Source organism: Bacillus sp. PS237, assembly GCF_037963345.1.
GTDB lineage: Bacteria > Bacillota > Bacilli > Bacillales > Bacillaceae > Bacillus > Bacillus subtilis.
In genome coordinates, this window is the sequence record NZ_CP150156.1 from 2,358,801 (window position 1) to 2,372,623 (window position 13,823).

Annotated in this window: 12 protein-coding genes and 1 pseudogene; 6 read left to right on the plus strand and 7 right to left on the minus strand. The window is 44.3% G+C overall.

What is annotated here, in order from left to right:
• Window positions 1-17 precede the first annotated feature (17 nt).
• A complete protein-coding gene (locus NST22_RS12055) occupies window positions 18-797 on the minus strand; it encodes an SDR family oxidoreductase (RefSeq protein WP_004398795.1) in 780 nt (259 codons plus the stop codon).
• 5 nt (window positions 798-802) lie between these two features.
• Window positions 803-1,762, minus strand: coding sequence for an MBL fold metallo-hydrolase (locus NST22_RS12060; RefSeq protein ID WP_004398688.1), 960 nt, complete (start codon window positions 1,760-1,762; stop codon window positions 803-805).
• 404 nt (window positions 1,763-2,166) lie between these two features.
• Here NST22_RS12060 and proC point away from each other — a divergent pair, with 404 nt between their 5' ends.
• Entirely contained in the window at window positions 2,167-3,003 is an 837-nt protein-coding gene (gene proC, locus NST22_RS12065) for a pyrroline-5-carboxylate reductase (protein WP_004398788.1), read from the plus strand.
• Between the two features lie 40 nt (window positions 3,004-3,043).
• Here the strand turns inward: proC and NST22_RS12070 are convergent, their stop codons facing one another.
• Entirely contained in the window at window positions 3,044-4,687 is a 1,644-nt protein-coding gene (locus NST22_RS12070) for a M20/M25/M40 family metallo-hydrolase (RefSeq protein ID WP_004398867.1), read from the minus strand.
• 171 nt (window positions 4,688-4,858) lie between these two features.
• Between NST22_RS12070 and namA the strand changes: the two genes are divergently transcribed.
• Together namA and NST22_RS12080 are read left to right on the plus strand one after the other, a co-directional pair.
• On the plus strand, window positions 4,859-5,875 hold the full coding sequence (gene namA, locus NST22_RS12075) for an NADPH dehydrogenase NamA (protein WP_003230377.1): 1,017 nt from the start codon (window positions 4,859-4,861) through the stop codon (window positions 5,873-5,875).
• 109 nt (window positions 5,876-5,984) lie between these two features.
• On the plus strand, window positions 5,985-6,746 hold the full coding sequence (locus NST22_RS12080; RefSeq protein WP_003230373.1) for an alpha/beta hydrolase: 762 nt from the start codon (window positions 5,985-5,987) through the stop codon (window positions 6,744-6,746).
• Window positions 6,747-6,789: 43 nt separating this feature from the next.
• Here NST22_RS12080 and rpmG read toward each other — a convergent pair.
• Both rpmG and rnz read right to left on the minus strand, forming a co-directional pair.
• A pseudogene (gene rpmG / locus NST22_RS12085) lies at window positions 6,790-6,940 on the minus strand (50S ribosomal protein L33).
• 81 nt (window positions 6,941-7,021) lie between these two features.
• Complete coding sequence (gene rnz, locus NST22_RS12090; RefSeq protein ID WP_004398681.1) at window positions 7,022-7,945, minus strand: ribonuclease Z; 924 nt, start codon at window positions 7,943-7,945, stop codon at window positions 7,022-7,024.
• 226 nt (window positions 7,946-8,171) lie between these two features.
• Here rnz and zwf point away from each other — a divergent pair, with 226 nt between their 5' ends.
• Window positions 8,172-9,641, plus strand: coding sequence for a glucose-6-phosphate dehydrogenase (gene zwf / locus NST22_RS12095; protein ID WP_003246151.1), 1,470 nt, complete (start codon window positions 8,172-8,174; stop codon window positions 9,639-9,641).
• Between the two features lie 122 nt (window positions 9,642-9,763).
• Here the strand turns inward: zwf and gndA are convergent, their stop codons facing one another.
• Together gndA and NST22_RS12105 are read right to left on the minus strand one after the other, a co-directional pair.
• Complete coding sequence (gndA, locus tag NST22_RS12100; protein ID WP_003230365.1) at window positions 9,764-11,173, minus strand: NADP-dependent phosphogluconate dehydrogenase; 1,410 nt, start codon at window positions 11,171-11,173, stop codon at window positions 9,764-9,766.
• A gap of 109 nt (window positions 11,174-11,282) precedes the next feature.
• The gene (locus tag NST22_RS12105; protein ID WP_004398755.1) at window positions 11,283-12,527 is read right to left on the minus strand and encodes a DNA polymerase IV; all 1,245 of its coding nucleotides are present in this window, start codon (window positions 12,525-12,527) and stop codon (window positions 11,283-11,285) included.
• Between the two features lie 72 nt (window positions 12,528-12,599).
• On the opposite strand from NST22_RS12105, the gene mifM reads away from it, so the two are divergent.
• Entirely contained in the window at window positions 12,600-12,887 is a 288-nt protein-coding gene (gene mifM, locus NST22_RS12110) for a membrane protein insertion/folding monitor MifM (RefSeq protein WP_010886563.1), read from the plus strand.
• A gap of 30 nt (window positions 12,888-12,917) precedes the next feature.
• Entirely contained in the window at window positions 12,918-13,745 is an 828-nt protein-coding gene (locus NST22_RS12115) for a membrane protein insertase YidC (protein WP_003230359.1), read from the plus strand.
• Window positions 13,746-13,823: the final 78 nt, after the last annotated feature.

Genomic DNA, 13,823 nt, shown 5'->3' on the forward strand with positions numbered 1-13,823 from the left:
CACAGGCAGTTCTATCATTATTTTTTCATGAGCGCGCGTCCTGCCAGCTTTTCTACAAGAGCTGGAAACAGCTGATACAGCTTAGTGCCGGCATTCATTAAACGCGGAAGATTGATCTCCCGCTTTTTCGTAAAAATTGCAGCTGTAATTTGAGCTGCCACGTCATCAGGATCAAGCATCCAGCGGCCGACATTTTTGGCGTAGTCCCCGCCTTTATCAGCAATGGAAAAAAAGTCCGTCTGAATCGGGCCCGGGTTGACTGTTGTCACATAAATGCCGGTTCCCGAAAGCTCCATCCGCAAAGCGTTTGAGTAACCTAACACGGCATGTTTGGTCGCGGAATACAGGCTAGACTTCGGTGTGGCGATTTTCCCCGCTTGAGAGGCGATATTGATGATATGTCCCTTTTTTTGCTCAAGCATTTGCGGAAGCACCGCTTTTGTACAGGCGATCAGGCCGAAGACATTCACATCAAACATCGCTTTCATGTCATCCAATGTAGAGTCTAAAACCGTTTCAAATATACCGAAGCCTGCATTGTTAATCAGTACATCAATCGAGCCGATCTGATCGCGGACCCGGGCGATATCCTCTAGGCGGCCGACATCCAGAGGAAAAATCTCACACTGTCCGCTCCATTCCTCGGTTATTTTCCTTTTGATTTCTATCAAACGATCCTCGCGTCTAGCCGACAGCAGGACATGGGCTCCTTCAGCCGCGCATAAGTATGCGATTCTTTCTCCAAGCCCTCCTGAAGCGCCGGTTATCCAAATCCTTTTTCCCGCTATATGTTTCACCCATTTCACCTCTTCATTGTTTTAAAGTATACGGTATTTCCTTCCCAATATGACGTGATGGCTTCTTCAGCCTCCAACACATCAAGGTGACCTGCCGTTTCTGACATCGTTAAAAACAATTCCTTTTCATATACAGCAGGAAAAAGCTGCTGACAGACCTGAAAAGCGGTCATCGGCTTTTCATCCAGCATGCGACGCACATCCTCCGTCCTGTTCCTCTGCTTGTCAAAACGCTTCTCAATCAGCGCTTGTACACTGGTGATAGGCTCGCCGTGACCAGGAAATACGATTGTTGGATCAAGTTGAGACAGCCTTCGCAATGACCGCTGATAATCCACTAAAGGCTTTGACCTGACGTCTCCCGCTTTCGGCGCTTCCAAAATCGGATTAGACGAGCTGTTTGCCAGCAGTAGATCGCCGCCAAGCATCCTTCCGCTTTTTTCATGGAACAGAACAATATGCGATTCAGCATGTCCAGGCATCTCCAACACAGACCAGCCCTCAAGCCCATCTATGCCCATACCTTCTCTGATTGATTTTGTCAGAGATCTCGTACAGGAAAATGCGTACGCTGATCGAATCAGCTTTTCCGCCTTCCCCGTATCAAATGGAACGCCTAATTCAGGCAGCAGCTTTTGAAAAAAACGTTTTTGCCAATCCATAAAGGCTTGATTTTGGCTGATATAAGGTTCGTTGAATGTATGCCCAATCACTTCGATTTCATCTGAAAAGACATCAAGCAAGCCTGCATGATCAGCATGATGGTGAGTCAGTACAACCTGCTCGATATCTGACAATTTCACATTTACAGCGGCAAGCTGCTCTTGTAAGGCTCTGGCAGCCTCTTTTGTATTCGGCCCGGCATCGATAAGTGTCAGCGCATCACCTTTTACGAGGTAAACGATAACATCGCCGACAGCAAACGGTGTCGGGACGCGGATCGCAATTACATCTTCAGTTGTCATCCTTTCGCTCCTTGTCTTCATTCATTATTCATATTTTAGCTTTTTCTCGGTCTTGTGTCATTATTGCAGAATGAGAACAAACCTTTTTGAAAAAGCTATTGACATTAGCTTGTCCGCCATTGCATAATGAACAACAAACTAAAACGAGAACCATTGGAACGCTATGACGAGGAATAGTATACAAGGCAATGGCCTAAGAGAGCGATACCCCCGGCTGAAAGGTGTTGCGGCCCGCTTGTTTGTAGAACCTGCCCTCAAGTCGCGGTTAGGAAAACCTAAACGTTTCCCGCGTTACGGGGATTTGAGCTGAGCACAATTTGTGCTAATGAGGGTGGTACCGCGAACCTTTTCGTCCTTTACGTGATGAAAAGGTTTTTTGTTGTTCTAATAGAAGGAGGATATCAATGAAAAAGATAGGATTTGTCGGCGCCGGGTCAATGGCAGAAGCAATGATCAACGGCATTTTGCAAAGCGGCATCACAAAACCAGAACATATCTATATTACAAATCGCTCAAATGACGAGCGTCTGATTGAATTAAAGGAAACGTACAGCGTGCGTCCATGCAGAGATAAAAATGAGTTTTTCACTCACACCGATATCATTATCCTCGCTTTCAAACCGAAAGACGCGGCGGAAAGCATCGACAGCATCCGGCCGTATATCAAGGACCAGCTTGTCATTTCAGTACTTGCAGGCCTTACCATCGAAACCATTCAGCATTATTTTGGCAGAAAGCTCGCGGTCATTCGCGTCATGCCTAATACATCAGCGGCAATCAGAAAATCAGCAACCGGATTTTCCGTAAGCACGGAAGCAAGCAAGAATGATATTATTGCCGCAAAAGCTCTATTGGAAACAATCGGTGATGCAACACTGGTTGAGGAGCGGCATCTTGACGCTGTCACTGCAATCGCAGGCAGCGGCCCGGCCTATGTGTATCGTTATATTGAGGCGATGGAAAAAGCAGCACAAAAAGTAGGATTAGATAAAGAAACGGCAAAAGCACTCATTTTGCAGACAATGGCAGGGGCAACAGATATGCTCCTCCAAAGCGGCAAACAGCCGGAAAAGCTGCGTAAAGAAATCACCAGTCCTGGGGGCACTACAGAGGCAGGTCTTCGCGCTTTACAGGACTCCCGCTTTGAAGAAGCAATTATTCACTGTATTGAAGAAACAGCTAAACGGAGCGCAGAAATCAAAGAACAGTTTGCCGGTGCCGCCTTAGAGAGACATTCTTAGATGTAAGGACAAAAACAGAAGGCACAGTGCCTTCTGTTTTTTATTTTTCCCGCAGCAGCTGGCCGGCAGATTCTGATTGCTTTAATAGCGCGGAGATCGTAAATGAAAGCAAATCGGGAAGCACTTCAAAGGAATAAGGCATATACAATCTTTCCGTCCATTTATGCGGGTCTTTACCAGCCGGACCGACATTTAAAACTGGGACATATAAAGCCTGATTTTTACCGCTTGGCAATGAATACCCTCTGTTAAAGAGCGGCATATTGCTTGTGTATGCATCAACCTCCTGTTTTTCCAGCTGAAGATAACTCAAGTCCGAAAGTCCGGGGAAGTACTGAACCTCCCGTAATGCAATGCCGTATCGCTCAGCCGCATAATGCTTTATCTGATCTGCTGTATTTCTGATCAATTGATCATCCTTTGAAGAAACAGCTGGATAAAGCGGCGGACTATAAAACAGAACGATGAGCGGCGCATCCTCCTTACAAAGCGAAGCAAGCTCAGAAACAATTTTCGTCGAAAAATCCCTGTCTCCAAGCTCCCCCCTGTTAGCAAAGGCATAATTTAGAGCCCGCTCTGTTTCCGAGATCCCCGCACGCTTTTTTGCACGCGAGACCAGCTCATCAAATGTCAAAACAGTGACGTCCCGCTCAATCGGCTGAAATGGCTCAAATTGTTGAAAATCCTGTGTTTTCTTCCGAACGTTCGACATGATTTCCTCCGCCGCCTGTTCTGCTGTTTTAAGCAGCATCTGATGCAGCTCACTAGCTGAGCGTTTCATTGACAGCACATTAAATAATGTGACGGCTGTATGCGGTGTCTGGACTGAATATGCCTCTTTCAAGTCCTTTTGCATTAAGTTTACCGGCGGCGGAGTGACCTCGCCATCAACCTTTTCGCAATAATCAGCATTCAGTTCAAGCAAACGGTTAATCTCAGATACCATTAAATTTGCGTTTAGACCTGAAAACGGCTCTCCAACATGTGTCTCAATCCCCTTGCAGAAAAAACCCGCAAGCACCTTGCCAATGCTTCCTGTATAAAAATATTGCTGCTGATCGCCGGGAAATTTTTCAAACATCGGTTCGGCATTCAGGCAAGCGGTTAATGTGATATCATGCTTTTTCTCCATCTCCTTCAATGCAGGAACCGCTTCAATCATGCCTCTTGAATTCACTTCCTCGTCCGGAACCGTTATCAACAGCAGATTGCCCTCAAAATGCCCGTTCATTGCCCTCTCCAGCATCGACAGTTGAATACAAAGCCCCGCTTTCATATCCATCGTCCCTCTTCCGAACAGCCAGTCTCCGCTTTCGGCATCTCTTCTCACACGTTCCGGGAGCAGCTCTTTTTTCTCTAAAAAGGAGCTCAAAAGCTCAGCAGGCTTGCAAGCCATATGTTTAAATTCGCCGTAATCTTCTATGTCAACGACATCAAAATGACTCAGCAGAAGCACTGTCTTTTTGACATTCTTCTTTTTGACTAGAGCCGTAAGAAAAGATCTGCCATCGTCCATCGGATGAAGTGTTACATCATCAGGGTGCTTTTGAAAATAGGGCTTGTCCTTCAAAATAAAATAAAGATACTCTGCAAGCGCTACCTCGCCCTTTGAACCGGTGATGCTTTCGTATTGCACAAGAGAAGTTAAAAGTGCCAGCAATTCGTCCTTCGTCTGCCAATTCATTGATTCCGCCCCTCCTATGAATAAAAATGCTTCTATACTGAAAAATAAACTGATTTCTCGTCTATTATACAGAAATGTTTGACAAAAGCGGTTCATTTGAGCAGTTTATATGACGGGAAAGAAATGACTTGATATAATCAATCTCTAAAAACCTTACGGGAGGCGAAAGAAATGGCCAGAAAATTATTTACACCTATTACAATTAAAGATATGACGTTAAAAAACCGCATTGTCATGTCGCCAATGTGCATGTATTCTTCTCATGAAAAGGACGGAAAATTAACACCGTTCCACATGGCACATTACATATCGCGCGCAATCGGCCAGGTCGGACTGATTATTGTAGAGGCGTCAGCGGTTAACCCTCAAGGACGAATCACTGACCAAGACTTAGGCATTTGGAGCGACGAGCATATTGAAGGCTTTGCAAAACTGACTGAGCAGGTCAAAGAACAAGGTTCAAAAATCGGCATTCAGCTTGCCCATGCCGGACGTAAAGCTGAGCTTGAAGGAGATATCTTCGCTCCATCGGCGATTGCGTTTGACGAACAATCAGCAACACCTGTAGAAATGTCAGCAGAAAAAGTAAAAGAAACGGTCCAGGAGTTCAAGCAAGCGGCTGCCCGCGCAAAAGAAGCCGGCTTTGATGTGATTGAAATTCATGCGGCGCACGGATATTTAATTCATGAATTTTTGTCTCCGCTTTCCAACCATCGAACAGATGAATATGGCGGCTCACCTGAAAACCGCTATCGTTTCTTGAGAGAGATCATTGATGAAGTCAAACAAGTATGGGACGGTCCTTTATTTGTCCGTGTATCTGCTTCTGACTACACTGATAAAGGCTTAGACATTGCCGATCACATCGGTTTTGCAAAATGGATGAAGGAGCAGGGTGTTGACTTAATTGACTGCAGCTCAGGCGCCCTTGTTCACGCAGACATTAACGTATTCCCTGGCTATCAGGTCAGCTTCGCTGAGAAAATCCGTGAACAGGCGGACATGGCTACTGGTGCCGTCGGCATGATTACAGACGGTTCAATGGCTGAAGAAATTCTGCAAAACGGACGTGCCGACCTCATCTTTATCGGCAGAGAGCTTTTGCGGGATCCATTTTTTGCAAGAACTGCTGCGAAACAGCTCAATACAGAGATTCCGGCCCCTGTTCAATACGAAAGAGGCTGGTAATGCCCATAAGAGATATCCTGTAGAGGATATCTCTTTTTTTATTTTTAGAGAAACGATCGGCTAAGGTTCTCCGTCTCCCTAGTAGAACCAATTAGAGGAGATGACTCCAATGAAATCAGCTTGGATGGAAAAGACATATACAATTGACGGATGTGCGTTTCATACACAGCACCGGAAAGGATCAAGCGGTGTAACGATTGTCTTTGAGGCCGGCTATGGTACTTCTTCTGAGACGTGGAAACCATTAATGGCGGACATTGATGATGAATTTGGCATTTTCACATATGATCGGGCAGGCATAGGAAAAAGCGGGCAAAGCAGAGCTAAACGAACAGCTGATCAACAAGTGAAAGAATTGGAGAGTTTGCTTAAAGCAGCTGATGTAAAACCTCCTTATTTGGCTGTTTCACACTCATACGGAGCTGTCATCACCGGTTTATGGGCCTGCAAAAACAAGCATGATATTATCGGCATGGTCCTTCTTGACCCAGCTTTAGGCGATTGCGCCAGCTTTACCTTTATACCCGAAGAAATGCACAAATCACATACGAGAAAGATGATGCTTGAGGGCACACATGCAGAGTTTTCAAAAAGTCTGCAGGAGCTCAAAAAGCGGCAAGTCCACTTAGGAAACATGCCTCTTCTTGTGTTGTCATCAGGAGAACGGACTGAGAAATTCGCTGCTGAACAGGAGTGGCAAAACTTGCACAGCAGCATATTGTCTCTATCTAACCAAAGCGGCTGGATTCAAGCTAAAAACAGCTCCCACAACATCCATCATGATGAACCTCATATCGTTCACTTGGCTATTTATGACGTATGGTGCGCAGCGTGCCAGCAGGCCGCTCCTCTTTACCAGGCAGTCAATTAACGTAAAAAAAGACCGGGCCGTAAGGGATTCCCGGTCTTTTATATTATTTTGTTTCACGGTGAAGGGTATATTTCTTTAAACGCGGTGAATATTTTTTCAGCTCCAAACGGTCTGGATTGGTGCGTTTATTTTTTGTTGTGATGTAATTTCGGTCTCCCGTTTCAGTGCAAAGCTAAAGTAACATTTACTCTCATAATTAACATCTCCTTATAAAACGTAATGATTACGTTTTATTATACAACGTCATCACAAATTGTCAAATAAGAGCTCCGCCTTCAGCCTCGCGGGACGTTTACCTCTAAGAAATCATATGCCGCCACGCTATTGGGGAAAACGTCAACCGCTTCTTTTTGAAGCTCCAAAGAAGCATCTCCCTGATATCTTGCGCTGATATGGGTTAAAATGAGCTGCTTCGCTCTTGCTTCTTTCGCTGTTACAGCCGCTTGTTCCGTTGTACTGTGATAATAATCATAAGCAAGTTTACGGTCTTCCTTAGCAAAGGTTGCTTCATGAACAAGCACATCACAATCCCTCGCAAGCTCTTTTAGTTTGTCACTTACTCTCGTATCACCGGAGAACACAACAGATCTTCCCTTTTTAGGAGGCTCCAGAAAATCATTCCCATTGATGATTCGTCCGTCTTCAAGCGTTACCGTTTCGCCTTTTTTGATTTTCTGATATACAGGTCCGGGCGGGATGTTCATTTCTTTTAATACGTCAGCCTTCAAGGAACCCGGTACGTCTTTTTCCTGCACACGGTACCCGAAGGCTTCCACTCCATGAATAACAGATACCGCTGTGACAATAAACTGATCGTCCTCAAACACGATTCCTTCTTCAATTTCCTGGATCGCAAGCGGATATGTCAAATGGGTTTTCGTGACGGCAAGGCTTGTTTCAATAAACGCCTTGATCCCTTTAGGTCCGTACACTGTCAGCTCGTCCTCTCCGCCTTGAAAGGAACGGCTCCCCAGAAGCCCCGGAAGTCCGTATACATGATCGCCGTGCATGTGTGTAATAAAGATTTTCTCTATTTTACGAGGTTTAATCGTTGTATGTAAAATTTGATGCTGTGTGGCTTCCCCGCAGTCAAAAAGCCATACCGAACGCCTTTCTTCAAGCAATTTTAATGCCACCGACGTTACATTTCTCGCCTTGGCGGGGATGCCGGCTCCCGTCCCTAAAAAAAGTAATTCCACGTTTCCTTCCTCCTACTAGAACCAGATACCTACAAGAATACAGGATCAAGCGGAAAATGTGAATCTTGCCTCTGAAAAGAACAATCCTTTCGTGCTAGAAACATTTTTTCAGCATTCTGCTTAAAAAAGGGCTTAAATGTTTGCTTTCGTTGAATTTTAGATTTAAAATGAAGGAAATATACGGGGTGTACTAAAATAAAGCTTCGAATAAAGTGAGGTACTTTTAGTGAAAACAAACCAACAACCAAAAGCAGTAATTGTCATATTCGGTGCAACTGGAGATTTAGCAAAACGAAAATTGTATCCGTCTATTCACCGTTTATATCAAAACGGACAAATCGGAGAAGAGTTTGCAGTGGTAGGAGTTGGAAGAAGACCTTGGTCTAATGAGGATCTTCGCCAAACTGTTAAAACATCCATTTCCTCATCTGCAGATAAGCATATAGATGATTTCACGTCTCATTTTTACTATCACCCGTTTGACGTGACAAACCCTGGTTCTTATCAAGAGCTAAACGTATTGCTTAACCAGCTGGAAGATACATATCAAATTCCTAACAACAGAATGTTCTACTTGGCAATGGCTCCTGAATTCTTCGGAACGATTGCAAAAACATTAAAATCAGAGGGTGTAACAGCTACAACCGGCTGGTCCCGCCTTGTCATCGAAAAACCGTTCGGCCATGATCTGCCAAGCGCACAGGCATTGAATAAAGAAATCCGCGAAGCATTTACGGAAGATCAAATTTACAGAATCGACCATTATCTAGGCAAACAAATGGTTCAGAACATTGAAGTGATTCGATTTGCCAATGCGATTTTCGAACCGCTTTGGACAAACCGCTACATTTCAAACATTCAAATCACATCTAGCGAATCACTAGGCGTTGAAGACCGCGCAAGATATTACGAAAAATCAGGCGCCCTTCGCGACATGGTGCAAAACCATATTATGCAGATGGTTGCCCTTCTTGCAATGGAGCCGCCTATCAAATTGAACACAGAAGAAATCCGCAGCGAGAAAGTGAAGGTGCTGAGAGCACTGCGTCCTATTGCAAAAGACGAAGTGGATGAATACTTTGTGCGCGGACAATATCATGCTGGTGAAATTGACGGTGTACCGGTTCCTGCTTATACAGATGAAGATAATGTCGCTCCTGACTCCAATACAGAAACCTTTGTTGCCGGCAAGCTCTTGATCGACAACTTCAGATGGGCTGGTGTTCCATTCTACATCAGAACCGGAAAACGAATGAAAGAAAAGTCCACAAAAATTGTCGTTCAATTTAAGGACATTCCGATGAACCTGTACTACGGTAATGAAAACAACATGAATCCGAACTTGCTTGTCATTCATATTCAGCCTGACGAAGGCATTACGCTTTACTTAAATGCTAAAAAGCTTGGCGGAGCAGCACACGCACAGCCAATCAAACTCGATTATTGCAGCAATTGCAATGACGAGTTGAACACCCCTGAAGCATATGAAAAACTAATTCACGACTGTCTTCTTGGCGATGCAACAAACTTTGCACACTGGGATGAAGTTGCCCTTTCTTGGAGCTTTGTCGACTCTATTTCTGAAACATGGGCAGCAAACAAAACCTTATCTCCTAACTACGAATCAGGCTCAATGGGACCGAAAGAATCTGATGATCTTTTGGTGAAAGACGGCTTACACTGGTGGAACATATAATAAGAAGAAAAAAGCCGAAAATGTTTACAAGCATTTTCGGCTTTTTTACGCTGAACAAAGGTATAACAATCTCCTTAATAACAAAACCCCCAAAGCTTAAGAGCTTCGGGGGTTTCTATTGATTACTTCATCCATTCAGTATGGAAGATGCCTTCTTTGTCAGTACGCTCATAAGTATGAGCGCCAAAGTAGTCGCGCTGTGCTTGGATTAAGTTTGCAGGCAGTACGGCTGTGCGGTAGCTGTCATAGTAGGCTAATGCGCTTGAGAATGATGGCACCGGCACACCTTGGGCAACTGCAAGTGAAATCACTTGGCGAAGCGCTCCTTGATAGCTTTCTACAATATTCTTGAAATAGCTGTCAAGAAGCAGGTTGTCAAGCTCAGGCTCGCGATCGTAAGCTTCTTTGATCTTCTGAAGGAATGCCGCGCGAATGATGCAACCACCGCGGAAGATCATAGCGATTTCACCATATTTCAGATCCCAGTTGTATTCTTCAGAAGCAGCTTTCATTTGGGCAAATCCTTGCGCGTATGAACAGATTTTACTCATGAACAACGCTTTTCTGACCGCTTCAATCAGCTCTTCTTTATTTTCTGTAACAGGCTTCACTTCTGGTCCTGAAAGAAGTCCGCTCGCTTTTACACGCTCTTCCTTCATAGCTGAGATAAAGCGTGCGAATACAGATTCAGTAATAATCGGAAGCGGAACGCCTAAGTCAAGTGCGCTTTGGCTTGTCCATTTTCCTGTTCCTTTTTGGCCTGCTTTATCAAGAATCACATCAACAAGCGGTTTGCCTGTTTCTTCGTCTTTTTTTGTGAAGATGTCAGCCGTAATCTCAATCAGGTAGCTATCAAGCTCACCTTTATTCCATTCAGCGAAAACTTCATGAAGCTCATCAGCAGAAAGGCCCAGCACCTGTTTCAGAATGAAATATGATTCAGAGATCAGCTGCATATCTCCGTATTCAATTCCGTTGTGCACCATTTTTACGTAATGGCCGGCGCCGTCCGGACCGATATATGTCGTACAAGGTTCTCCGTCAACTTTTGCAGAAATGGCTTCAAGAATCGGTTTTACAAGCTCATGTGCTTCTTTTTGTCCGCCAGGCATGATAGAAGGTCCTTTAAGCGCTCCTTCTTCTCCGCCGGAAACGCCTGTTCCGATAAAATGAATGCCGCTTTCAGCGAGTTCTTTGTTACGGCGCTGTGTATCTTTATAGTATGTATTACCGCCGTCAATTAAAATATCATCCTTCTCTAGATGAGGAAGAAGAGATTGAATTGTCGCATCTGTTGCAGTTCCCGCTTTAACCATTAATAAGATTTTGCGCGGTGTTTCCAAGGATTGGACAAATTCTTCAATGCTGTAAGTGCCAACAACATTTTTTCCTTTTGCCTCCTGTAAAAACTCCTCAGTTTTACTGCTTGATCTGTTGTAAACAGAAACAGAAAATCCCCGGCTTTCGATATTTAAAGCCAGATTTTTACCCATGACCGCAAGTCCGATAACGCCGATTTGTTGTTTTGACATATTCTAACGTCCCTTCTGCAAACGTTTAATCATTTTAAAATTTAAATTAAAATAAAATGATATTTATAATAAAGAAATTACCATACATTCACCCTTTTTTTCAAGCGATTCAGCTTTTCTTTTCATCTTGAAAAAAATCTTTATTAAAGCTTGTTCCCTTTGTTTTGCTCTCCTCTTTTTTTAACGTTGCCCCTTTTCTGATCAGTTTGGTACCGTACTTTTTATTCAGCTTTTCCATCATCTGCTGAATGGGCTCATCCTTCGCATCTTCATTAAAGCTGAACAAATCGAGCTGTTTATAGGCCTGCTCTTTTTCTACTAAATCCGTTCCGGTAATGCCAAGCAGCCTGACAGGATTTTTATTCCAATGTTTAAAAAAGAGGTGCTCCGCTTCTTTCAAAATGTCATTTTTTTGATCAATCGGGTTTCTCAGCGTAGTGCTTCTTGTGATGGTTCTCCAATCCGCATATCTAATCATAATAAAAAGCTTCGAAGCCATGACTTCCTTGCGCTGTAAACGGTCACTCACAGAAGCGGCAAGCTTTCTAAAAACGCCTAACAGCTCTTCTTCATCACTGGAATCATGGGAAAGTGTCGATGAGTTGCCGACGCTTTTAAATTCGTAAATGCGCTCCGGGTCAACCGGCGCATGGTGAATGCCATTTGCTTTATTTTTAAGGCGCGGACCGTTGATGCCAAGCAGGCGCTTCAGCGAGTGTTCATCAGCTGCAGCTAGCTCTCCGATTGTATGGATGCCGAGTCCCTTCAGTTTTTCCGCTGTCTTTTTGCCGACTCCGTGCATCTCTCCAACAGGAAGCGGCCACAGGATATCGGGCACTTGCCTCTTTCTTAAGATCGTAATTCCAAGCGGTTTTTTCATATCAGACGCCATCTTAGCGAGAAATTTATTCGGTGCAATCCCTATGCTTGACGGGAGCAGCAGCTCTTTTTGCAGCCTGCTTTGGATTTCTTTTGCCGTCTCTAGAGCGCGGCTGCTGTATGGTGTATCGGTCATGTCCATATAGCCTTCGTCGATGGAGACAGGCTCCACTAGGTCAGTATATTCACGAAGAATGGTAAACATCGCTCGTGAAGAGTTTCTATAGCGGTCAAAGTTCGGCGGAAGAACGATGAGCTCAGGACAATGGCGCTTCGCTTGCCAAACCGGCATCGTTGTTTTGACGCCGCGCGCTCTTGCTTCGTAGCTGCATGTTACCACAATGCCCTTTCGCTCCTTTACGTTTCCGGCAACTGCGACCGGCTTTCCCCGGAGAGCCGGATCATATGCCATTTCAACCGACGCATAAAAGCTATTCATATCAATATGGAAAATAATTCGGCTCTTTCCCGGCATAAACAAATCTCCTTTTCGGTCATTAGACAACAGCTTGTACATATAGTAAAATGAAGCTATTGAATGGATGTGATGACAATGTTTGTGGAATCGATAAATGACGTTTTATTCTTAGTCGATTTTTTCACAATTATTCTTCCTGCTCTAACGGCAATCGGGATTGCATTCCTCTTACGGGAGTGCCGTGCGGGCGAGCAATGGAAATCAAAACGAACAGATGAACATCAGACGGTCTTTCACATTAACCGAACAGACTTTCTTATTATTATATATCATCGCATTACAACTTGGATACGTAAAGTCTTCCGCATGAATTCGCCTGTGAACGATGAGGAAGACGCCGGTTCTCTTCTTTTATAAACCGCATTTATAAAAAGGAGGAGAACAAAATTGTTAAAAACATATCAAAAACTTTTGGCTATGGGTATCTTTTTGATCGTATTATGCTCGGGCAATGCTGCATTTGCAGCGACTAATCAGGTGGGAGGCCTCAGCAACGTAGGTTTTTTCCACGATTATTTAATCGAACCGTTTTCCGCTCTGCTTAAGGGTGTTGCCGGGCTGTTTCACGGAGAATACGGACTCTCTATTATCCTCGTAACCATTATTGTGCGTATAGTTGTATTGCCTTTGTTTGTCAATCAGTTCAAAAAACAGCGCATCTTCCAAGAGAAAATGGCCGTTATTAAACCTCAGGTTGACAGTATCCAGGTTAAGTTGAAAAAGACGAAGGACCCGGAAAAGCAAAAAGAGCTGCAAATGGAAATGATGAAGCTGTATCAGGAGCATAATATCAACCCGCTTGCGATGGGCTGTCTTCCAATGCTGATTCAGTCTCCGATTATGATTGGGCTTTATTACGCGATTCGCTCAACACCTGAAATTGCGTCACACTCGTTTCTATGGTTCAGTTTAGGGCAATCTGATATTCTCATGTCCCTTAGTGCAGGGATTATGTATTTTGTCCAAGCCTATATCGCTCAAAAACTGAGCGCGAAATATTCCGCTGTCCCGCAAAACCCTGCAGCGCAGCAATCCGCAAAATTGATGGTGTTCATCTTCCCTGTGATGATGACGATTTTCTCGCTTAATGTGCCGGCAGCCCTTCCGCTGTACTGGTTTACAAGCGGACTGTTTTTGACAGTGCAAAACATCGTCCTTCAGATGACGCATCATAAAAGTAAAAAAACAGCCGCTCTTACTGAGTCGGTGAAATAAAAAAGCAACCCCGTGCAAAAAGCCGGGGTTGTTTTTTGTTACTTGCAAAGTACCGCGCCAAACAGTCTTGTTTATCAT